Below are 20574 nucleotides of genomic sequence, written 5' to 3'. Positions count from 1 at the left end.
CTATCGCTGTGCAAGGGGGGCTGTCTGCCCCCCGCGGGCCTGCGGCCCTGCCCCCCGAGAGTATTTCGGGCTCGATGAAAAGGGGCGCGCGGCATGAGCGGGCAAAGCTGGTTCGAGGCGGGGGCACGGCTGGCGGTGCTGACCGCCGAGCCGATCGGGCGGCCGCTGGATTACCTGGCGCCCGAGGGCGGGTGTTTTTTGGGCGCCTTCGTCGAGGTGCCGCTGGGGCCGCGCAAGGTGATGGGCGTGGTCTGGGGGGCGGGTGACGGACGGTTCGATGCCGCGCGGCTGAAGCCGGTGATCCGGGTGCTCGATGTGCCGCCGATGCGCGAGGAGTTGCGCGAGTTCCTGATCCGGATGGCGGATTACACGATGACCTCGCTGCCCGGGGTCTTGCGGCTGGCCACGCGCACGCCGGGTCTGTTCGACGCGCCCGGCGCGCGCAAGGTCTATCGGCCGGGCAGCACCCTGCCCGCACGGATGACCGAAGCGCGCGAGCGGGTGCTGGAAGTGATGCGCGATCATGGCGGCGCGGGGTTCTACCTGAGCGAGCTGGCGCAGATGGCGGGCGTGACGCCGCAGGTGGTGAAGGGGCTGGCGACCTCGGGCGTGTTGATCGAGGCCGAGGTACCGCGCGACCTGCCCTATCCGCGGCTCGACCCGACGCGGCCGGGCAAAAACCTGTCTGACGATCAGGCCCGGGGCGCCGAGGCCCTGCGCGCGGGCGCGGGGCGGTTTGGCACCTGCCTGCTGAAGGGGGTGACGGGGTCCGGCAAGACCGAGGTTTATCTGGAGGCCGTGGCCGAATGCCTGCGTCAGGGCCGGCAGGCGCTGGCGCTCCTGCCCGAGATCGCGCTGACCACCGAATTCCTGGCCCGCGTCGAAGAACGTTTCGGCGCGCGCCCCGGCGAGTGGCATTCTGGCGCCACCCAGTCCGAGCGGCGGCGGCTGTGGAAAATGGCGGCCGAGGGGGAGGTGCAGCTGGTCGTCGGCGCACGCTCGGCGCTGTTTTTGCCGTTTCGCGACCTCGGGCTGATCGTCGTCGATGAGGAACACGACAGCTCCTACAAGCAAGAGGAAGGCGTGCTTTACAATGCGCGCGACATGGCGGTGCTGCGCGCCTCTTTCGCGGGGGCGCAGGTGGTGCTGGCCTCGGCCACGCCGAGCCTTGAAAGCTGGGCCAATGCCGAGGCCGGAAAATACACGCGCATCGATCTGCAGTCGCGGTTTGGCGCCTCGGAGCTGCCCGAGATGGCCGCGATCGACATGCGCGCCGAGCGGATCGAGGCGGCGCATTGGATCTCACCGACACTGGTGGGCGAGGTGCTGGCCCGCATCCGCGCGGGCGAGCAGGCGATGCTGTTCCTGAACCGGCGCGGCTATGCGCCGGTCACGATCTGCCGCGCCTGCGGGCATCAGATCGGCTGCGATCATTGCGACGCGCGCATGGTCGAGCACCGCTTCCAGAAGCGCCTCGTCTGCCACCAATGCGGCGAGACGAAGCCGATCCCCGAGGCCTGCCCGTCGTGCAAGGTCGAGGGCAAGCTCGCCCCCGTCGGCCCCGGCGTCGAGCGCCTCGCCGAAGAGGTGGCCGAGCGTTTCCCCGATGCGCGCGTGGCGGTGCTATCCTCGGACCTGTTCGGTTCGGCGCGCGCGCTGAAGGAGGCGATCGAGACCATCGCGGCGGGCGGCGCCGACATCATCATCGGCACGCAGATCGTGGCGAAGGGGCACAACTTTCCGCTGCTCACGCTGGTCGGGGTGATCGACGCGGACCTCGGCCTGCAAGGCTCGGACCTGCGCGCGGCCGAGCGCACCTTTCAATTGATGCGGCAGGTGGCGGGGCGCGCGGGGCGGGCCGAGAAACCGGGCCGCGCGCTGCTTCAGACCTTCCAGCCCGAGCATCCGGTGATCCGGGCAATCCTTGGCGGCAATGAGGAAGCCTTCTGGCGCGAAGAGGCGGCGCAGCGGCGCGCGGCCGGGGTACCGCCCTATGGCCGCATGGCCGGGATCATCCTGTCCGGCCCCGAGGTGCAGCCCCTCTTCGAGATCGGCAGCGCGCTGGCGCGCCAGACCGGGCCGCTCGCGCAGATCGGCGCGCAGGTCTTTGGCCCGGCGCCCGCGCCAATCGCGCGGGTGCGCGGGCGGCATCGGGTGCGGATGCTGGTCAAGGCCGACAAGGGCGCGCCCCTGCAAAAGGCGCTGCGCCAATGGCTGCGGCAGGTCAAACTGCCCGCGCAGGTGCGGCTGGCTGTCGATATCGACCCGCAGAGTTTCCTGTAATCAGCAGGCCGCTGCGGGCGAGAGGTTGCGCTGGTCCAGCAGGTAATCGGTGGTCATCGCGCCGACCCACATGCAGAACAGCGCCAGCCACGCCGTCGCGGCAAAGACCGACCCGCCCGTCACGCCATTGCCGATCGCGCAGCCGCCCGCGAGCATCGCGCCGAACCCCATCAGCACCGCGCCGATCATCGAGCGGCGCATGATCGGTACGCTGTCAAACGCCTGCCAGGCGAACTCGCGCGAGAGCATCGAGGACAGGAACGCCCCGATCACCACGCCGGGCACAAGGCCCACGTCGAACTCCAGCACCGCGTTGCGATCGAGGAAGAACATCAGCGTGTTGGCCGAAGGCCCCGAGAAGGTGACCGACGAGACCGGCACCGGATCGAAGGCCACCTGCGCCAGTTGCCAGGTCAGCACCCAGCCCACCGCCACCGCAAAGCCCACGCCCGAGGCAAAGACCAGCACCTTCGCGCTGAGCTTGTTGCGCACCGCCAGGAACAGCGCCAGCGCCGCCGTGGCCACGCCCAGCGCCAGCCCCGCCCATTCAGGCAAGTGCAGCAGGTTCAGCAAAGAGACATTCTCGGAGCCGGTGATCCAGAGGCTCGCCAGCGTGTCGCGATAGGGCGCGAGGATGCCCTTGAGGCTCATCTGCGCGGTCACCGCGAAAATCAGCCCCGACACGACCGAGCGCAGGTTGCCCGTCGACGCCAGCACCAGCAGGCGCCCCGAACAGCCGCGCGCCATCACCATGCCCGCGCCGAACATCAGCCCGCCGATGATCGCCCCCGACCAGCTGCCCGGAACCGACATCACCCGGCTGTCGATGCCACGAAACAGGCCGAGCATCTGCGCGCCCTGCACCCAGACCACGGCCGTCGAGAAAGTCAGGAACCAGATCGCCACCTTCTGCCCCAGCTTGCCGCGCGCGAACTCGACCGTCGCAGCCCGCAGGCAGAAGTTCGAGCGCTGCGCCGCGACGCCAAAGATGATGCCGGTGACAATGCCGAACAGCGCCGCCGCCGGCCCTTCGCCGATGCTTTCGATGATTTCCACGATATCCATGCGCTGCGCCCTCCCAGACTCGCCTCCCGTCTGGGCGAAGTATATGCCACTTCCCGAATATGACGTGCCTTGATCTGAATCAGGCGTTGCGAAGCGGGCGCGGCGCGCCTATCGAAACGCATGATCCGCGCGAACCGCATTTCCATCGACGAGGCCAAGGCCCTGCCGCGCTGGCGCAGGCCCGATGCGCTTTTGTACCTGATGGCGGCGGCGATGCCGATCAGCTTCGCCACATGGTCGGCGCTTTTGAACAACTTCGTCATCGAGGTGGCGGGTTTCACCGGCCGCGAGATCGGCTGGCTGCACAGCCTGCGCGAAGTGCCCGGCTTCCTTGCAATCGGGGTGATCGTGGTGCTCTGGGTGCTGCGCGAACAGGTGCTGGCGCTTCTGGCGCTGTCGCTTTTGGGCGCGGCGACGGCGGTCACCGCGCTGTTTCCCAGCTTCGGCGGGCTGATGGTGGTGACGCTCCTGTCCTCGATCGGGTTCCATTATTTCGAGACGGTGAACCAGTCGCTGCAACTGCAATGGATCGACCGCAAGCGCGCCCCCGAGACGCTGGGGCGGATCGTGGCGGTGGGCTCGGGGGCATCGCTCGTGGCCTATGGGCTTCTGGTGCTGACGTGGAAGAGTTTTGATCTGAGCTATGGGCTGGTCTACGGGCTGGCGGGCGGCACGACGCTGGTGATCGTGGCCGCCGCGGCCCTGCTCTATCCGCAATTCGAGGCGCGCGAGCCGCAGCTTAAAACCTTCGTGCTGCGCCGCCGCTACTGGCTTTACTATGCGCTGCAGATGATGGCGGGCGCGCGGCGGCAGATTTTCGTGGTCTTTGCCGCCTTCATGATGGTCGAGAAATACGGCTTCGAAGTCCATGAGATCACCGCGCTTTTCCTGATCAACTTCCTCGCCAACATGGTGCTGGCGCCGATGATGGGCAAAATGGTCGGCCGGTTCGGCGAGCGCGCGGCGCTCTTGTTCGAATATGCCGGGCTGACGGCGGTGTTCGGGCTTTACGCGGGGCTTTACCTGTTCGACTGGCCGGTCTGGGTCGCCGGTACGCTCTACGTCGTCGACCACATCTTTTTCGCGCTGGCTTTCGCGATGAAGACCTATTTCCAGAAAATCGCCGACCCCGCCGATATCGCACCCACCGCAGCCGTCGCCTTCACCATCAACCATATCGCGGCGGTGTTCCTGCCGGCGCTCCTGGGCTACCTCTGGATCAGCTCGCCGGTGATGGTCTTTGCGCTGGCGGCGGGGATGGCGCTTTGCTCGATGGTGCTGGCCGCGCTGATCCAGCGCCACCCCGACAAGGGGATGGAGACAGTGTTCACGACGCTCTGAGCGCACTGGAAATCGCGCCCGCCGCCGCTATCTTTGCGACAAACGGAGGCCCCCATGTTCAGACCGACCCAACTGCCCACCCCCGATCAGGCCCTGCCCGGCCGTGCCACGCCGATGCCGATCCTCGAGCCGCATTTCGTCTTTGGCCGTCCGCTCCGCGCGCCGCTGCCCGAAGGCATGGAAGAGGTGATGTTCGGCATGGGCTGTTTCTGGGGCGTCGAGCGCAAGTTCTGGCAGCATCCCGGCATCTGGCTGACAATGGCGGGCTATGCCGGCGGGCTCACCCCCAACCCGACCTACAAAGAGGTCTGCACCGGCATGACCGGCCACAACGAGGTGGTGCGCGTCATCTTTGACCCGCGTGAGACCAGCTATGACGACCTCTTGAAACTGTTCTGGGAAAATCATGACCCCACGCAGGGCATGCGGCAGGGCAATGACCGGGGCACGCAGTATCGCTCGGGGATCTACACCTATTCGGAGGCCCAGGCCGAGGCCGCCGAGGCCAGCCGCGCGGCCTATGCGACGCGGCTCGCGGCGGCGGGTTACGGTGCCGTCACCACCGAGATCCTGCCCGCCCCGCCCTTCTATTTCGCCGAGGATTACCACCAGCAATATCTGGCCAAGAACCCGCAGGGCTATTGCGGCATCGGCGGCACCGGCGTGAGCTGCCCGATCGGGCTCAAGGCTTGACCACCGGGGCAGAACGGGCGAAAGCGGGCTGAACCGAAAGGATCTGCCATGACCACCTTTACCGCTTTCACCACCCTGCCCGACCGCGATCTGGCCGAGGCGCTGGCCGAACGGCTGGAAGATCTCGATCCGCCCGCCTATGGCGTCGGCGTCTTCGAGATCGAGGATGGCTCGGAAAAGTGGGAGGTCGGCTCCTATTTCACCGAACTGCCGAATGACATCGTGCTCGACCTTCTGGCGGCGGCGCATGGGGCGGCGCCCTTCGTGGTCTCGGAACTGCCCGAGACCGATTGGGTCGCCCATGTTCGCCGCGAGCTGGCGCCGGTCGAGGCGGGGCGGTTTTTCGTCTATGGCAGCCATGATGCCGACAAGGTCCCCGCGGACGCGATCGCCCTGCGCATCGACGCGGCCATGGCCTTCGGCACCGGCCATCACGGCACGACGCTGGGCTGCCTGAAGGCGCTCGATGCGCTGGAGCGTGACGGGCTGCGCGCCACCAATGTGGCCGATATCGGTTGCGGCACGGCGGTGCTGGCAATGGCGGCTGCCAAGCTCTGGCCCGAGGCGGTGATGGCCTCGGATATCGACCCGGTCGCGGTGGAAACCGCCCGCGCCAATGTCGAAATGAACGGGCTGGCCGATCGGGTGATCTGTGTCGAGGCGGCGGGCTTTGAGCATCCCCACCTCAAGGCTGTCGCGCCTTACGACCTGATCTTTGCCAATATCCTGAAAGGGCCGCTGATCACGCTGGCCCCTGATATGGCCGCGCATTGCGGCGAATCGGGGCACATCATCCTGTCCGGGATCCTGCATGAGCAGGCCGACGAGGTGATTGCCGCTTACGAAAACGTCTGCTTTTGTCTCCGCGCCAGAAACGAATATGGCGACTGGACGACATTGGTGATGCAGAAGGCATAATCGAACAAAGTCTTGCCCTAGTATGCGCGCGCGAAACCTTGGTTTTTACGCTACACTGTTAGCGCGTGGTCTTTCCTCGCTGTGAGGTTGGATATGAGTGACCGGAACCTGAAAGATTTTGAAGCTCGGTTGCAAAAGATCGAGCAGATCCAGAAAGCGGGCGGCGCTTTCGAAGCCACCGGCACCCTTGGCCGGAGCTATTTCGATTCGACGCGTCCGAAATCCCGCCGCAGCATTCCGCTGCGCGCGCTTGGCATGATCCTGTTCAGCGCGCTGCTGCTGAAGGCGGCGATGTTCTCGCATATGGGCCCCACCAGCTACGACCAGAAAGTCGCGATGCTGGAAACCGGCAGCATGGTCGAGCAGGCCAGCGCCTGGGTGCTGCGCGCCGACCCTCTGACCCGCAAGATCGCGGATTCGCTGCATCCGATCATGAATTGACCCAAGGCATTATTGCCATAGGGCCGCGCCGGGTCACCCCGCGCGGCCCTATTCGCATGCACGGCTTCCCCCTAGCCAATGTTCACCTTTCGTGCTAATCGTTGAAAAACAACAGGCAAAGGGCGGGCAGGATGCGGGTGATCGGGATCGATCCGGGGCTGAGGAACCTCGGCTGGGGTGTGATCGAATGCGAGGGCGTGCGGATGCGCCATATCGCCAATGGCATCCTCCATTCCGAAGGCGACAACCTCGCCAAACGCCTGCTGAGCCTGCATCAGGGCCTGAGCGCCGTGATCGCCGCGCACCGCCCCGAGGCCGCCGCCGTCGAACAGACCTTCGTCAACAAGGACGCAGTGGCGACGCTCAAGCTTGGCCAGGCACGCGGCATCGCGCTTCTCGTCCCCGCGCAGGCGGGGCTCGAGGTCGGCGAATACGCCCCCAACGCAATCAAGAAATCCGTCGTGGGCGTAGGCCATGCCGACAAGGTGCAGGTGCAGCACATGGTCCGCCACCAGTTACCCGGCGTTGAGCTTGCCGGCGCCGATGCCGCCGATGCGCTGGCCGTCGCAATCTGCCACGCCTTCCACCTGCAATCGGCAAACCGGCTGATGCTCGCGCAACTGGCCACCGGGTCGGGCCGGGTTCGGAGGGCGCGCGCATGATCGGTCGCATCGCAGGCATCCTGATCCACCGCGCCCCCGACCACGTGATGATCGACGTGCGCGGCGTGGGCTATATCGTCCATGTCTCGCAGCGCACCGCGCAAACCCTACCCCCCGTGGGCGAGGCCTGCGCGCTTTATACCGACCTCGTCGTGCGCGAAGACCTGCTGCAACTGATCGGCTTCCCGAGCCTGCTGGAGAAGGAATGGCACCGGCTGCTGACCTCGGTGCAGGGCGTTGGCGCCAAGGTCTCGCTGGCACTGCTGGGCACACTGGGCGCCGAGGGGTTGGGCCGCGCCATCGCCCTGGGCGACTGGGGCGCCGTCAAAGCCGCGCCCGGCGTCGGCCCGAAACTTGCGCAGCGCATCGTGATGGAACTCAAGGACAAGGCGCCCTCGGTGATGGCGCTCGGCACGGATCTGTCGGTCGACCTCGCCCCCTCCGAAGAGGTGATCGAACCCGCCGCCGCCCCGCACGCGAAACGCCCCGCCGCGCCCGCCGCCCCGCGCGTCAATTACACCGCCGAGGCGCTCTCGGCCCTCACCAATCTCGGCTATTCCCCCGCGGATGCCGCAGGTGCCGTTGCGCGTGCCTCCGAAGACGCCGAGATCGCCCAGGACACTGCCAAGCTTATCCGCGCCGCGCTGCGGCTTCTCGCACCGAAAGACTGATGTTTCTTCTTGGCCCAAATACGCAAATCTCCGGCGTCGCCCCCGCTTGCGCCGCCCTGAAACCCGCGCGACAGTAACCCGATGACCGAGCCCGACCCGACCCTCCGCCCCGACCGTCTCCCCGAAGACGCCGACCGCGCGCTGCGCCCACAGGCGCTTGAGGAATTCGTCGGCCAGGCCGAGGCCCGCGCCAACCTGCGCGTCTTCATCGAAAGCGCCAAGATGCGCGGGCAGGCGATGGATCACACGCTGTTCCACGGCCCGCCGGGCTTGGGCAAAACCACGCTCGCCCAGATCATGGCGCGCGAGCTGGGCGTGAATTTCAAGATGACCTCGGGGCCGGTGCTGGCCAAGGCCGGAGATCTCGCCGCAATCCTGACCAATCTTGAGGCGCGCGACGTTCTGTTCATCGACGAAATCCACCGCCTGAACCCCGCCGTGGAGGAAGTGCTCTACCCCGCGATGGAGGATTTCGAGCTGGACCTCGTGATCGGCGAGGGCCCCGCCGCGCGCACCGTGCGGATTGAGCTGCAACCCTTCACGCTTGTCGGCGCGACGACGCGGCTGGGCCTGTTGACGACGCCGCTGCGCGACCGCTTCGGCATTCCGACGCGGCTGCAATTCTACACCGAGGACGAGCTTGACCAGATCGTCAGCCGCGGCGCGCGGCTGCTGGGCATTCCCGCCGAGCCAGCCGGCACGCGCGAGATCGCGCGGCGCGCGCGCGGCACACCGCGGATCGCCGGGCGGCTCCTGCGTCGCGTCGTCGATTTCGCGCTGGTCGAAGGTGACGGTCGCCTGACCCGCGCCATCGCGGATAGTGCGCTCACGCGGCTGGGCGTCGACCATCTGGGCCTCGATGGCGCGGACCGGCGCTATCTGGGGCTGATCGCCGAGCATTACGGCGGCGGGCCGGTTGGGGTCGAGACGCTCTCGGCCGCGCTCTCGGAAAGCCGAGACGCGATCGAAGAGGTGATCGAGCCCTATCTGCTGCAGCAAGGCCTGATCCAGCGCACGCCGCGCGGGCGGATGTTGGGCGCAAGCGCCTGGCGCCATCTGGGCCTTGAGGCGCCGCGCGCGCCTTCGCAACAATCGGGCCTCTTCGACGGCTGAGACAATTCATCCGCTTGCCCTACTGCGCCCCGCGCGCTAGCTGCCCCCTATCGCAGCCACAGCGAGAGGAACGCGCCATGAGCGGCCTGCCCCCCCGGTTCGAGATTTCGGACGCCGAGATCGACCGCGTCGTCGAGGTGTTTTACCAGCGCGTGCGCGCCCATCACATCCTCGGCCCGATCTTTGCGGCCCATGTGCAGGACTGGCCCGCGCATGAGGCCAAGATCGCGCGATTCTGGAAAGGCGTGATCCTGCATCAGCCGGGCTATGAAGGCTCGCCGATGATGGCGCATCGGCTGGCGGGCAATGTCGCTCCCGAGCATTTCCCGATCTGGCTTGGCCTGTTCGATGACACGCTGCGCAATACGCTCAGCGATCCGGTCGCGGCAGCGGGCTGGTCGGCGCTGGCGCACCGGATCGGGCAAGGGCTGCGGATGGGCGTGTCGGACATGGGCCGCGCCCCCGGCACCGTGCCCGAACTGCGCTGAGGCGCCCGGGCCCCAGCGGCTCTTGCGTATTTTCGCCAAGAAGAAACGGCTAGGCGGTGCTGTCCTTGGCCTTGCTGAACAGCCCCGTGAGCGCGCGGCGCGTCAGGTTTGTGACGCGCGGCTTTTCCAGTACGTGGAAGGGCATCGGGCGGCACAGCTCGATCGCGGCGACGCCCACGCGGGCGGTCAGCGCGCCATTGACCACGCCCTCGCCGAAACGGCGCGAGATTTTCGAAAACAGATGCCCGCCGGTCAGTGTCTCGATCAGGTCATCGCCCGCCGCCACCGCGCCGGTCGCCACCAGATGCGTCATCACAGAGCGCGCAAGGCGTAGACTGCCAAGGCTGCCCGCGCGCCCGCCGTAGATCTCGGCAATGCGGCGTATCATCCGCAGGTTCGCCATCAGCGCCGTCGCAACATCGGCCAGCGCCAGCGGCACCAGCGCCGTTACCGTCGCGACCGTGCGCGCGGCGGCCTCGACCTCGAGCCGCGCGGCCTGATCGAGGGGTGTCATCAGCTCGTGCTCGGCCAGATCCAGAAGGGTGCGCGCATCGAGCAGCTCGCCACCTTGTTCGGCCAGATTACGGCGCGGCCAGTCCATCTCGGGGCGCGCGGCATAAAGCGTGCCAAGATGCGCGACCGCCTTGCGCGCCCGACCAAGGTCGTCGGTGGACGCGATATCGACGATCTCGCGATGCACCCGATCGAGCCGCTTGAGCCGCGCAAAGGCGGAAAATTCGCGCAGCGCAACCAGCAGCGAAGCCAGCAGAAACAGGCCCAGAAGCCCCGCCCCGAGCCATCCCAGAAGCGGGCTGGAGGCAAACAGGTTCTCGATGAAACGCCAAGCCGCGATGCTGGCCAGAAAGCCCAGAAGCGCCGCCGTCGCCTGCCAGAAGAACCGCGCGAGCCGCGAGCTGGGGCGCGCGGCAAGCCGCGTGGCGATCGCCATCGCGCGGCCCTGGGGTTGGTCGGCCAGCGCCTCGGGCGGGTCTTCGACCGGGGCGACCTCGGCGGGCGAGGCGCCTTCGGCCTCAAGCTCGATCAGAAGCGGTTCTTTCATAGCGCGTCTCCGATCAGGAAATCTGCGGCGCGATCCAGCCGGATATGCGGCGGGCCATCGCCGGGGCGCAGGGCCACCGGCGCGGGCGCAAAGGACATGATTGCGTAATCACCGTCGAGCCACTCGGCCGCCCCTTGGCGCGCGGGCGCCAGAAGTTGCGCGGGGTCTGCGGGCAGCTCGCCCGGATAAAGCGCCACGTTACGGCCATCAAGCAACCGCCCGCGCACCGCCGGAAGCGCTTGGCCATCGCGGAGGACGTCTTCTTCCGTGGTGGTGCGCAGCGCGGCAATCGCCAACGCCTGCGTATCGGCCCCCGCGAAATCGGCGCGGTCCTTCGCCTCGCGCAGAAGCGCGGTGGTGATCGCGGTCAGGCGGGCATGTTGGGAGTGGTGCAGATGGTCGGCCTTGGTCGCGGCAAACAGGATCTTTTCGATGCGATGCCCGCCCAGCAGCGAGGCCAGCCAGCCTGCGCGCCCCGGACGAAACGCCTTGAGGATCCCGGCCATGGCGCGGCGCAGATCCTCGAGTGCAGCGGGGCCGGAATGGATCGCGCCCAGCACATCGACCAAAACGACCTGCCGGTCGATCCGGGCAAAGTGCTCGCGGAAAAACGGTTTCACGACCTTGGATTTATAGGCCTCGAAGCGGCGCTCCATCTCGCGCGCAAGCGAGCCGCGCGGCGCCTCGCCAGGCGGCAAGGGTGCGAAAGTCAGGACGGGCGAGCCCTCCATCTCGCCGGGCAAAAGGAACCGGCCCGGCGCGCAATCGGAATAGCCAGCGGCGCGCGCGGCCTGCAGATGGGCGGTGAAGCCGGCGGCAAGCGCCTTGGCGGCGGGCTCGTCCATCGGCGCGCTCGGGTCAATCGCGGCCAGTTGCGCGAGGTATTCGGGCCCGCCGGGGCGATCCGCGATCCGGGCCAGAACCTCTTGAGACCAGGCGCCGAAGCCCTGATCCATCAGCCCCAGATCCAGCAGCCATTCGCCCGGGTAATCGACGATATCGAGATGCACCGTGCGCGGGCCGCGTAGGGCGCCGAGAAAGCCGCTCGGCTGCACGCGGAACGACAGGCGCAGTTCGGAGATCGCCCGCGTGCCCTCGGGCCAATGCGGGGTCGGGCCGGTCAGCGCCGACAGATGCGCCTCATAATCAAAACGCGGCACGGTATCGTCGGGCTGCGGGCGCAGGAAGGCGGCGGTGATCTCGGAGCCGTGGCGCAATGCGGGCATACGGCCGCGGTCGAGCAGGTTCGCGACCAGCGAGGTGATGAACACCGTCTTGCCCGCGCGCGACAGGCCCGTCACGCCCAGCCGGATCACCGGCTCGAACAGCGCCTCTGAAACCGAGGCCCCGGCCGCTTCGACTCGGCGCGCGACGCCATCGGCAATATCCGTCAGTCCCACGCAAACCCCCGGCGCAGTTTCCTTTCCCAGAAGATAGGCGCTTGGCGGGCGCGATATAAGAGGGAAGCGGCGCGCGGATTTCCCGACCCGCGCGATGCGTGGCGGGGATTGCGGCGGGCGGCGGCTTCGGGCTATGGCGGGGCATGCCCAGATATGCCCTCAAAGTCGAATACCACGGAGCGCCCTTCGCCGGCTGGCAACGCCAGAGCGGCCAGCCTTCGGTGCAGGGCGCGATCGAGGCGGCCTTGGCGCGGCTCGAGCCCGGCGCGCATACGATCGCGGCGGCGGGGCGGACGGACGCGGGCGTGCATGCGACGGGGCAAGTGGCCCATGCCGATCTGGCGAAAGACTGGGACCCGTTCCGGCTGTCGGAGGCGCTGAACTTCCATCTCAAACCCGCGCCCGTCGCGATCCTCGCCTGCGCGCAGGTCGCGGACGACTGGCACGCGCGGTTTTCGGCGGTCGAGCGGCGCTACCTGTTCCGGCTGGTGCAGCGCCGCGCGCCGATGACGCATGAAAAGGGGCTGGTCTGGCGCGTGCAGAACCCGCTGGACCTCGAGGCGATGCGGGCGGGGGCGCAGCACCTGATCGGGCATCACGACTTCACCACCTTCCGCTCGTCGATCTGTCAGGCGGCCTCGCCGGTGAAGACGCTCGACGAAATCACAATCACCGAAGTCGAGCGCGCGGATGGGCGCGAGTTTCACTTCCGGCTGCGGGCGCGGTCCTTCCTGCATAATCAGGTGCGCTCGATCGTGGGCACGCTGGAGCGCGTCGGCGCGGGCTCATGGGAGCCTGACCAAGTGCGCACGGCTCTTGAGGCGCGCGACCGCGCGGCCTGCGGCCCGGTCTGCCCGCCGCAGGGGCTCTATCTGACCGGTGTGGGCTACCCGCAAGACCCGTTTTCGGGCTAGGGCCTACTCGGCCGGCATGCGTTCGGGCGTCCACGCTTCGCGCGTATCGACGGCCCGGACCTGCGGCGCATTGGCTGGCAGGTTCTGCGGCAGGTAATCGTGCACCGCGCGTGCCACGACTGTCATCACCTCTTCATCGCTGCCGCTTTCGATCGCCTTGCGCAGATCGCGCAGGGCCGCCGCCATCTCAAGCTGCGAAAGCCCTTCGGGCTGCGCGAGCAGGATGCGCGGATGCGCGGTGGCCCGGACGGCATCGTCATGGAACAGCTCTTCGTGAAGCTTTTCGCCAGGTCGCAGACCCGTGGTGACGATCTCGATGTCGCCATCGGGGTTGTCCCGATCGCGCAGCCGCAACCCAGCAGCCTCGATCATCCGCCGCGCAAGGTCGTGAATTCGGATCGGCTCGCCCATGTCGAGCACGAACACCTCGCCGCCGGTTGCATGCGCGCCCGCGATCAGGACCAGCAGGGACGCCTCAGCGATGCTCATGAAATAGCGGGTGACGCCTTCGTCGGTCAGGGTCAGCGGCCCGCCACGCGCGATCTGTTCTTCGAAACGCGGAATGACGGAACCCGAGGAACCCAGCACATTCCCGAAGCGAACGATCGAGTAGTTCGTGTGCTGCGATCGCGCGGCCAGATCCTGCACGACAAGCTCCGCGATCCGCTTCGACGCGCCCATCAGGCTGGAGGGGCGCACGGCCTTGTCGGTCGAAACCAGAACGAAGCGATGCACCCGCGCGGCCTCGGCCTCCCGCGCAAGAACGGCGGTGCCCAGGCTGTTGTTCGCAAGGCCGACGCGCGCGTTTTCCTCGACGATCGGCACGTGCTTGTAGGCGGCGGCGTGGAAAACCACGTCCACCGCATAGCGCGCCAGCACCCCGCGGACCAGAAGCGGATCGCAGACCGAGCCGAGCACGGACACCAACTCCACCTGCGCGGCCTCGGCCAACACGCGCAGCTCCGCCTCGGCGGAATAAAGCGCCAGTTCGGACAGATCGAGAATTACCAGCCGCGACGGGCGACAGCGCAGAACCTGCCGGCACAGCTCGCGCCCGATCGACCCGCCCGCCCCGGTAATCAGGATCGAGGCCCCGGCATAGGCGGTCTCGCAAATCTGCGGTGCCCCGGTCAGCGGCTTGCGCTCCAGCAATGCGGAAACCGTCGCCTGCGTCAGCTTTTCCGAGAGGCGGCCAGGGGCGGCATATTGCACGGTCTCGGGCAAGGTCTGCACGTCGATCTGGCGCTGGCTCAGCCGGGCAGCGATGAAGGTGCGTTTTTCCTCGCTCAGATGCGGGGCGGCAAGAATAACGCGGTTGATCTTGTACTGGTCCGACAGTTCGCCAAGCTGGGCCAAAGAGAACACCGGAAGCCCGTTCAGCACGATCCCCGCCATTGCGGGATTCTCGTCGATGAAGGCGCAGAGCATCGTCGTTTCGTCCTGCCGCAGCTCTCGCGCGATGGCCATGGCCATCGACCCGGTGCCATAGATCGCAACCCGGCTGGCAATGTTCGAGCGGCGGTAAAGTTCGGTCAGGACACGCAGCAGGAGGGCGCGCATCAGCGCATAGCCGAGGGCGTAGAACAGTCCGAAAAGCGCGTGCACCCCGGCCGGAAGGCCCGGCGCCCCCGCCTCCGACAACAGCGCCGAAGTCAGGCCCAGGGCGATCCCCAGCCAAAGCGTGCGCACCAGCGCGGCGCCGTCATATTCCTTGAGGCGCAGGTTGTTCAGCCGCAACTGATGCAGGCCGATCGCCGCCACCACGGCAAGGGCCGGCAGGTACACCCAGGTCAGCGGCAGCAGCTCGGTCGGCGCGACCGAAAACACCAGCATCAACGACAGGGAAAACGCCACCGGCACCAGCAGGCAGTCCAGGGCAAGCAGGATCATCCGCTTCTGGCTGCGCCTCAGGCTTACATATCGCCGAAACATATCCTCAACCGTTCTCAGTCGCCCGTTCCGCTGCTAAGGCCGTGCTGCACGAGATTACCGACCGGCAAAACAGAATTCAACTTTTAGTTGTGGCCGTTTTCTTCTTCCGCCCAAGCACACGCCAGATTGTTTTCCAAACGATTAAGAAATCATAACAGGGCGAAGATTTTCGCTGATACATCAGGTCGAGCCGGGCTTTTGCCGGGATACAGACCTCGCAATAGACGCGGTCGGTCTCTTCGGGGGTGTCGCAGCGCGCCAGCAGGCGTTCTTCGCGGTGGTGATAGTAAAGCGACGCCAGACCGGTCGCGCCGGGCCGCGATCGGAGCACCTGCGCGTAGATTTCGGGGAAGCGTTCGACATATTCGCGCAAGGGCGGACGGGGGCCGACAAAGCTCAGGTCGCCGCGAAAGATGTTCCACAGTTGCGGCAGTTCATCGCCACGGGTGCGGCGCAGGATGCGCCCGATCCGGGTGATCCGCGCCTCCTTGTCTCCGCCCGAAACACCACTGTCGTCCTGCGTCACAGTCATCGTGCGGAATTTCCAGAGCCGGAAGCTCTGCGTCGGCGTTTTCATCCGCTCTGCGCAATAGAAATACGGGCGTTCTTCGGTGAACATCAGCGTGACCAGAACTACGAGGATCAACGTGCCGAGAATCGGCAGCAGGATCAGCGCGAGCGTCAGATCGAAGAGCCGTTTCTGCCAGGTCATGCGCTGCCCCCCGCGACTTGGCGCCAGTCGGCAACGATGCGCTCCGCCCGCGCCCGGGCCTCGGGCACAAGGCCGAAACGGATCGCACGGCTCACATCAAGTTCAACATTTTCAATAGCTTCTGGCGGCGCCGGAACAAGGCTCCATGCAACGCCAGCGGCCCGCAGCAGGTCATCCATGCCCACAACGCCGGGCAAAGCAAGATTGAGCACCGGCGGCACGGGCTGCCCCGCCGCCATCAAACCCGCCAGCCGAGCGATCGCGCGGGCTAGGTCCGAAGGCCCGATATAGCTGCGGCGCGGGGCGCGGCCATCGGCAAAGACATGCAGCGACCGTCCGGCCTCCGACACGGGCTGCCCCAATAGCGCATCCGCGCCCGCCACATTGCCGATGCGGAGGCAACAGGCCGCGGGCTGGTCGCGCAACACCGCCTCCATCTCAAGCTTGGCGCGCCCGTAGGCGACAGGCGGATCGACCGGCCCCGCTTCAGACTGCGCCTCGCCCGACCGGTCGTAGACAGCCGCCGAAGATGCCGCGATCACCGGCTTGGCCCCGTTGCGCGCCGCCAGAATCGCCCGCGCAATCGCTGCATGAGCCGCGAGATCAGCGCCGGAGCCGCCCGCGCGCCCCGCAAGGTTCAGCACGACATCGGCCGCCTCGATCGCCTGCGCCAGTGCGCCCGGATCGGCCAGCGGATCAAAAATCAGATCCGCGCCAACACCCTCCCGGCGCGCCTGAAAAACCGGCACCATGCCAGAGGGCTCCGCGCTCCAGACCCGACGCAGCATGCCCGCCACGCGTCCCGACCCGCCAACAACCAAGAGGTGAGTCTCATGAAGGTTGAGATCGGGTTCCGTTTTCTTCATACCGTTCCGGATGCTTTCCAGGCGACTCGCGCTTAAGGCGATTCTATGCCTGCTCGCGGACCGGGTTGGAAGAGGGACAGACCATGAAACGACTTTCGATCGTGCTGCTGTGCGCAGCTCTCGCCGGATGCACCATGCCGCGCGGCGCGGCCCTGCAAAGCGAGATCATGTCTTCCTCCGGAACCGAAACCCGCGATTTCGCCCATTACCGCATCGACCGCGCGACGCTGAGCCGGCTGGCTGGCTGGCCCGAGGCGAAACATGCTCAGACGGAAAACCTCTGGCTGCAAGGCGGACGCGGCGGGGCGGGGCAGCTGCTGGCGGCTGGCGACAGCGTCTCGATCGCGGTCTGGGAGAATGGCGAGAACAAGCTCCTGACCACCGACGCCGCGCCGTCGGTCGAGCTGCACAAGACCCGAGTCGGGGCGAATGGCACGGTCTTCGTGCCCTATATCGGCGAGGTGCCGGTGGCGGGCCTGTCGCCACAACGCGCCCGCGCCCGCATCGAAGAGCGCCTGACGCCGCTGATCCCGGCGGCGCAGGTTCAGCTTGAGGCCGAGCCGGGCCGCGCCAATTCCGTCGACCTGATCGGCGGCGTCGCGCATCCGGGCAATTACCCGATGCAAGATCGTTCGCTGACGGCGCTGGGGCTGGTGTCTCTGGGCGGCGGGCCGCGCGCCGAGCTGCGCAACCCGCAGATCCGCCTGCTGCGCGGCAGCCAGGTCTTTGACACCTCGCTCGCGGCGCTGCTCGATGCGCCCCAGACCGATGTCGGACTGCGCGGCGGCGACAAGCTGATCGTGCGCGAAGACCCGCGCTATTTCCTCGCGCTCGGCGCCTCGGGCAAGGAAGAGCTGATCCCGTTCACCAAGGATCGCGTCACCGCGCTTGAGGCCGTGACCATGGCGGGGGGCATTTCGGACACGCGGGCCAACCCGCGCGGGCTACTGATCCTGCGCGAATACCCGGCCTCGGCGGTGCGTGCCGACGGGGCGGGAGGGCCGACGCATGAGCGGGTGATCTTTTCGATCGACCTGACCAGCTCGGACGGGCTGTTCTCGGCGCAGAATTTCGACATCGCACCACGGGACCTCGTGCTGGCGACCGAGAGCGGCGCGACCAGCCTGCGCACGATGCTGGGGCTGATCGGCGCCTCGGTGGGCGTGTCGAACGCGGTCAGCAACTAGCCGCCCACCGCATTGACACGGGCACAATCGCTCCGCTGGACGCGCCCGGCGACGGGTGATTAGATCGCGCCGACCAAAAGGAGTGCGGCCCATGGCGTTCGGCAAGAATATCCAAACCTATTTCGAAGGCAGCTGGCATCAGGGCGACATCCCCGTCATGCGCGCGGCCGATCACGGGATCTGGCAGGGCTCGTCGGTCTTCGACGGAGCGCGAATGTTCGACGGGCTCGTGCCCGACCTCGAAGCCCATTGCGCGCGTACCAACCGCTCGGCCAAGGCGCTGATGATCACCCCCACCGTCGAGGCGGGCGAAATGGTCGAGATCGCGCGCGAAGGGCTGAAGCGCTGCGGCAAGGACGCCGCCGTTTATATCCGGCCGATGTATTGGGCGATCCACGGCTCGGATCTGGGCGTCGCGCCGCTCGAAGGTGTCACCGGCTTTGCGCTCTGCCTCGAAGAGGTGCCAATGCCCGACGCCAGCGCCTCGACCACGCTGACCACCACGCAATTCCGCCGCCCGGTGCTGGCCGACAACGTCTGCAACGCCAAGGCAGGCTGCCTTTATCCGAACAACGCGCGGATGCTGGTCGAGGCCAAGTCCAAGGGCTTTGGCAACGCGCTGGTGCAGGACGCGATGGGCAATGTCGCCGAGGCAGCCACCGCCAACGTCTTCATGGTGCGCGACGGCGTCGTGTTCACGCCGATCGCCAACGGCACGTTCCTGTCGGGGATCACGCGCGCGCGCCACATCTCGAACCTGCGCGCCGCGGGCATGGAGGTCGTGGAAACCGTGCTGACGCTCGACGATTTCCGCGCCGCCGACGAGGTGTTCCTGTCGGGCAACTTCGCCAAGGTCACGCCCATCACCGCCTTCGACGAGCGCCGCTACGACCACGGCCCCGTCACCAAGCGCATCCGCGAGATGTATTGGGACTGGGCGGTTTCGTCGCCGCTCTGAGCAGAGTTGCCAAACGCATGACGCCGGGCGATGATTGCCCGGCTGGCTGCCTTCGGAGGAAAGATGCGCAAGTTTCTGGTCGTGCTCGATGACACGCGCGAATGCCTGAACGCGATGCGGTTCGCCGCAATGCGCGCGGCCCATACCGGCGGCGGCGTGACGATCCTCTGCGTGATCCCGCCCGAGGAATACCAGCACTGGATCGGCGTCGCCGACATCATGCGCGAAGAAGCCCGCGACCGGATCGAGGCCCATTTCGAGGTCTTCGCGAAATGGATGCGCGACAAGCAGCACGTCGACCCGGACCTCGTGATCCGCGAGGGCGAACCGGTCAAGGAGATCCTCGAGGTGATCCGCGACGACCCGGAAATCGGCGTGCTGGTGCTGGGCGCGGGCACCGACAAATCCGGCCCCGGCCCGCTGGTGACGCAGCTCAGCAAGAATTCCGGCTCGCTGCCCTGCCCGCTGACGATCGTGCCGGGCGACATGTCCAAGGAAAAGCTCGAACAGATCACCTGACGGGCCCGGCCAGAGCCCGCCCGCCGCTTCTTCTTGGCAAAAATACGCACCGGCGGCGCAGGTGGCCAAGGGCGTGACCTGCGTATTTGGACCAAGAAGAAATCAGGGGGCTGCGCGCAATCGCCGCGGCCGAAAACTTGACGAAAACGCTCGGCGGGCGCATATCTGCCGCAAGCCAAGGAGGCGCGCATGTTCATTCAGACCGAAACCACCCCCAACCCCGCCACGCTGAAATTCCTGCCGGGGCAGACCGTGCTCGAGGCGGGCACCGCCGATTTCCCCACGGCCGAGGCCGCGGCAAAGTCGCCGCTGGCCAAGCGCATCTTTGCGGTGCCGGGCGTCACGGGCGTGTTCTTCGGCTCGGATTTCGTCACCGTCACCAAGGGTGAAAGCACCGAATGGGATCACGCGAAACCGGCGATCCTCGGTGCGATCATGGAGCATTTCCAGTCCGGCGCGCCGGTGCTGGAGGGTGAGGCTCCCGCCGCGGGCGGGCATGCCAGCCATGACGGCCCCGATGCCGCGATCGTCTCGCAGATCAAGGAACTGCTCGACACCCGCGTGCGACCGGCCGTGGCGCAGGACGGCGGCGACATCACTTTCCACGGGTTCGAGCGCGGCGTCGTCTACCTGCACATGCAAGGCGCCTGCGCGGGCTGCCCCAGCTCGACGCTGACGCTGAAAATGGGCATCGAGAACCTGCTGCGCCATTACATCCCGGAAGTGACCGAGGTACGTGCCGTTGCCGGCTGAGCCGATCCTTCTGGCCTTTGACACATCGGCCGCGCATTGCGCGGCCGCTTTGCTGCGTGGCTCGGAATTATTGGCGTGCCGCGTCGAGGAGATGGGCAAGGGCCAGGCCGAGCGGCTGATGCCGATGCTCGAAGAGGGTCTGAGGGGCGTGGGCCTTGGCTGGCGCGACCTGAGCGGGATCGGCGTCGGCATCGGGCCGGGCAATTTCACCGGCATCCGGATTTCGGTGGCCGCCGCACGCGGGCTGGCGCTGTCGCTGGGCGTGCCGGCGGTGGGGGTGTCGAGCCTCGAGGCGCTGGCCTTTAACGTACCGCGCCCGGTGCAGGCGCGGATCGACGCGCGGCGCGGGCTGGCCTATGTGCAGGATTTCACAGCCGAGGGCGCCCAGCCGCCCGAACTGGTCGAATGGGCCGCGCTTGAGGGCCATGACGGGCCAGTCGCCGACACGATCTCGCCCGAGGTGCTGATCGAAGCGATCGCGCGGATCGCGGCTGAGCGCATTGCTTCGGGCGCCGATCTGCCGCGCCCGGCGCCGCTTTACCTGCGCGGTGCCGATGCCGCGCCGCCTTCGGACCCGCCGCCGGTCATCCTGGACTGA

21 protein-coding genes are annotated in these 20574 nt (G+C 67.2%); 15 read left to right on the top strand and 6 right to left on the bottom strand.

Translation table 11 applies throughout. From position 1 onward, the window contains the following. Positions 1–93: 93 nt before the first annotated feature. Complete coding sequence (locus CLN94_RS00330; RefSeq protein WP_096429871.1) at positions 94–2283, top strand: primosomal protein N'; 2190 nt, start codon at positions 94–96, stop codon at positions 2281–2283. On the opposite strand, the gene CLN94_RS00325 is transcribed toward CLN94_RS00330, so the two are convergent. Continuing rightward, entirely contained in the window at positions 2284–3348 is a 1065-nt protein-coding gene (locus CLN94_RS00325) for a YeeE/YedE family protein (protein ID WP_096429869.1), read from the bottom strand. Positions 3349–3468: 120 nt separating this feature from the next. Here CLN94_RS00325 and CLN94_RS00320 point away from each other — a divergent pair, with 120 nt between their 5' ends. From CLN94_RS00320 to CLN94_RS00285, 8 genes are all read left to right on the top strand, one after another. Beyond that, entirely contained in the window at positions 3469–4689 is a 1221-nt protein-coding gene (locus tag CLN94_RS00320) for an MFS transporter (RefSeq protein WP_096429867.1), read from the top strand. A 54-nt stretch (positions 4690–4743) separates the two neighbouring features. Next, a complete protein-coding gene (gene msrA, locus CLN94_RS00315; RefSeq protein WP_096429865.1) occupies positions 4744–5382 on the top strand; it encodes a peptide-methionine (S)-S-oxide reductase MsrA in 639 nt (212 codons plus the stop codon). Positions 5383–5430: 48 nt separating this feature from the next. After that, positions 5431–6300, top strand: a complete 870-nt coding sequence (locus CLN94_RS00310) for a 50S ribosomal protein L11 methyltransferase (RefSeq protein ID WP_096429863.1) — start codon at positions 5431–5433, stop codon at positions 6298–6300. A 93-nt stretch (positions 6301–6393) separates the two neighbouring features. Continuing rightward, on the top strand, positions 6394–6741 hold the full coding sequence (locus tag CLN94_RS00305; protein ID WP_096429861.1) for a hypothetical protein: 348 nt from the start codon (positions 6394–6396) through the stop codon (positions 6739–6741). A gap of 131 nt (positions 6742–6872) precedes the next feature. Continuing rightward, on the top strand, positions 6873–7403 hold the full coding sequence (ruvC, locus tag CLN94_RS00300; protein ID WP_096429859.1) for a crossover junction endodeoxyribonuclease RuvC: 531 nt from the start codon (positions 6873–6875) through the stop codon (positions 7401–7403). Beyond that, a complete protein-coding gene (gene ruvA / locus CLN94_RS00295; protein ID WP_096429857.1) occupies positions 7400–8074 on the top strand; it encodes a Holliday junction branch migration protein RuvA in 675 nt (224 codons plus the stop codon). Before ruvC ends, ruvA begins: the two co-directional genes overlap by 4 nt. Before the next feature lie 81 nt (positions 8075–8155). Further along, the gene (gene ruvB, locus CLN94_RS00290; RefSeq protein WP_096429855.1) at positions 8156–9187 is read left to right on the top strand and encodes a Holliday junction branch migration DNA helicase RuvB; all 1032 of its coding nucleotides are present in this window, start codon (positions 8156–8158) and stop codon (positions 9185–9187) included. 77 nt (positions 9188–9264) lie between these two features. Beyond that, positions 9265–9675, top strand: a complete 411-nt coding sequence (locus CLN94_RS00285; protein ID WP_096429853.1) for a group III truncated hemoglobin — start codon at positions 9265–9267, stop codon at positions 9673–9675. Positions 9676–9724: 49 nt separating this feature from the next. Here the strand turns inward: CLN94_RS00285 and CLN94_RS00280 are convergent, their stop codons facing one another. Further along, positions 9725–10735, bottom strand: coding sequence for a YcjF family protein (locus CLN94_RS00280; protein WP_096429851.1), 1011 nt, complete (start codon positions 10733–10735; stop codon positions 9725–9727). Next, positions 10732–12135 (bottom strand): YcjX family GTP-binding protein, encoded by a 1404-nt coding sequence (locus CLN94_RS00275; RefSeq protein WP_096429849.1) that lies wholly within the window; start codon positions 12133–12135, stop codon positions 10732–10734. The genes CLN94_RS00280 and CLN94_RS00275 overlap by 4 nt, the downstream gene beginning before the upstream one ends. A 143-nt stretch (positions 12136–12278) precedes the next feature. Between CLN94_RS00275 and truA the strand changes: the two genes are divergently transcribed. Further along, a complete protein-coding gene (truA, locus tag CLN94_RS00270; RefSeq protein ID WP_096430666.1) occupies positions 12279–13049 on the top strand; it encodes a tRNA pseudouridine(38-40) synthase TruA in 771 nt (256 codons plus the stop codon). A gap of 3 nt (positions 13050–13052) precedes the next feature. On the opposite strand, the gene CLN94_RS00265 is transcribed toward truA, so the two are convergent. The 3 genes from CLN94_RS00265 to CLN94_RS00255 all read right to left on the bottom strand — a co-directional run bounded on the left by CLN94_RS00265 (position 13053) and on the right by CLN94_RS00255 (position 16559). Continuing rightward, positions 13053–14939, bottom strand: a complete 1887-nt coding sequence (locus CLN94_RS00265) for a polysaccharide biosynthesis protein (RefSeq protein ID WP_096429847.1) — start codon at positions 14937–14939, stop codon at positions 13053–13055. 118 nt (positions 14940–15057) lie between these two features. After that, positions 15058–15693 (bottom strand): sugar transferase, encoded by a 636-nt coding sequence (locus CLN94_RS00260; RefSeq protein WP_096429845.1) that lies wholly within the window; start codon positions 15691–15693, stop codon positions 15058–15060. After that, complete coding sequence (locus CLN94_RS00255) at positions 15690–16559, bottom strand: NAD-dependent epimerase/dehydratase family protein (protein WP_096429843.1); 870 nt, start codon at positions 16557–16559, stop codon at positions 15690–15692. The genes CLN94_RS00260 and CLN94_RS00255 overlap by 4 nt, the downstream gene beginning before the upstream one ends. Before the next feature lie 83 nt (positions 16560–16642). Between CLN94_RS00255 and CLN94_RS00250 the strand changes: the two genes are divergently transcribed. The 5 genes from CLN94_RS00250 (at position 16643) to tsaB (ending at position 20574) form a co-directional block, all read left to right on the top strand. Further along, positions 16643–17746, top strand: a complete 1104-nt coding sequence (locus CLN94_RS00250; protein WP_096429841.1) for a polysaccharide biosynthesis/export family protein — start codon at positions 16643–16645, stop codon at positions 17744–17746. A gap of 91 nt (positions 17747–17837) precedes the next feature. Continuing rightward, complete coding sequence (locus CLN94_RS00245; RefSeq protein WP_096429839.1) at positions 17838–18704, top strand: branched-chain amino acid aminotransferase; 867 nt, start codon at positions 17838–17840, stop codon at positions 18702–18704. Positions 18705–18767: 63 nt separating this feature from the next. After that, positions 18768–19223, top strand: a complete 456-nt coding sequence (locus CLN94_RS00240) for a universal stress protein (RefSeq protein WP_096429837.1) — start codon at positions 18768–18770, stop codon at positions 19221–19223. A 189-nt stretch (positions 19224–19412) separates the two neighbouring features. Further along, a complete protein-coding gene (locus tag CLN94_RS00235; RefSeq protein WP_096429835.1) occupies positions 19413–19976 on the top strand; it encodes a NifU family protein in 564 nt (187 codons plus the stop codon). Next, on the top strand, positions 19966–20574 hold the full coding sequence (tsaB, locus tag CLN94_RS00230; protein ID WP_096429833.1) for a tRNA (adenosine(37)-N6)-threonylcarbamoyltransferase complex dimerization subunit type 1 TsaB: 609 nt from the start codon (positions 19966–19968) through the stop codon (positions 20572–20574). Before CLN94_RS00235 ends, tsaB begins: the two co-directional genes overlap by 11 nt.

This window comes from Pseudothioclava arenosa (genome assembly GCF_002358085.1).
GTDB lineage: Bacteria > Pseudomonadota > Alphaproteobacteria > Rhodobacterales > Rhodobacteraceae > Pseudothioclava > Pseudothioclava arenosa.
This window is presented reverse-complemented; position numbering and strand designations above follow the sequence as displayed.

What these genes read in the sequence shown, in the direction of transcription:
- ruvB (WP_096429855.1), top strand. Translation starts at nt 8,156, where the DNA reads ATGACCGAGCCCGACCCGACCCTCCGCCCCGACCGTCTCCCCGAAGAC.
- CLN94_RS00330 (WP_096429871.1), top strand. Translation starts at nt 94, where the DNA reads ATGAGCGGGCAAAGCTGGTTCGAGGCGGGGGCACGGCTGGCGGTGCTG.
- truA (WP_096430666.1), top strand. Translation starts at nt 12,279, where the DNA reads ATGCCCAGATATGCCCTCAAAGTCGAATACCACGGAGCGCCCTTCGCC.
- CLN94_RS00310 (WP_096429863.1), top strand. Translation starts at nt 5,431, where the DNA reads ATGACCACCTTTACCGCTTTCACCACCCTGCCCGACCGCGATCTGGCC.
- CLN94_RS00245 (WP_096429839.1), top strand. Translation starts at nt 17,838, where the DNA reads ATGGCGTTCGGCAAGAATATCCAAACCTATTTCGAAGGCAGCTGGCAT.
- CLN94_RS00260 (WP_096429845.1), bottom strand. Translation starts at nt 15,693, where the DNA reads ATGACCTGGCAGAAACGGCTCTTCGATCTGACGCTCGCGCTGATCCTG.
- msrA (WP_096429865.1), top strand. Translation starts at nt 4,744, where the DNA reads ATGTTCAGACCGACCCAACTGCCCACCCCCGATCAGGCCCTGCCCGGC.
- CLN94_RS00280 (WP_096429851.1), bottom strand. Translation starts at nt 10,735, where the DNA reads ATGAAAGAACCGCTTCTGATCGAGCTTGAGGCCGAAGGCGCCTCGCCC.
- CLN94_RS00265 (WP_096429847.1), bottom strand. Translation starts at nt 14,939, where the DNA reads ATGATCCTGCTTGCCCTGGACTGCCTGCTGGTGCCGGTGGCGTTTTCC.
- CLN94_RS00240 (WP_096429837.1), top strand. Translation starts at nt 18,768, where the DNA reads ATGCGCAAGTTTCTGGTCGTGCTCGATGACACGCGCGAATGCCTGAAC.
- ruvC (WP_096429859.1), top strand. Translation starts at nt 6,873, where the DNA reads ATGCGGGTGATCGGGATCGATCCGGGGCTGAGGAACCTCGGCTGGGGT.
- CLN94_RS00325 (WP_096429869.1), bottom strand. Translation starts at nt 3,348, where the DNA reads ATGGATATCGTGGAAATCATCGAAAGCATCGGCGAAGGGCCGGCGGCG.
- CLN94_RS00305 (WP_096429861.1), top strand. Translation starts at nt 6,394, where the DNA reads ATGAGTGACCGGAACCTGAAAGATTTTGAAGCTCGGTTGCAAAAGATC.
- CLN94_RS00285 (WP_096429853.1), top strand. Translation starts at nt 9,265, where the DNA reads ATGAGCGGCCTGCCCCCCCGGTTCGAGATTTCGGACGCCGAGATCGAC.
- CLN94_RS00255 (WP_096429843.1), bottom strand. Translation starts at nt 16,559, where the DNA reads ATGAAGAAAACGGAACCCGATCTCAACCTTCATGAGACTCACCTCTTG.
- ruvA (WP_096429857.1), top strand. Translation starts at nt 7,400, where the DNA reads ATGATCGGTCGCATCGCAGGCATCCTGATCCACCGCGCCCCCGACCAC.
- CLN94_RS00320 (WP_096429867.1), top strand. Translation starts at nt 3,469, where the DNA reads ATGATCCGCGCGAACCGCATTTCCATCGACGAGGCCAAGGCCCTGCCG.
- CLN94_RS00250 (WP_096429841.1), top strand. Translation starts at nt 16,643, where the DNA reads ATGAAACGACTTTCGATCGTGCTGCTGTGCGCAGCTCTCGCCGGATGC.
- CLN94_RS00235 (WP_096429835.1), top strand. Translation starts at nt 19,413, where the DNA reads ATGTTCATTCAGACCGAAACCACCCCCAACCCCGCCACGCTGAAATTC.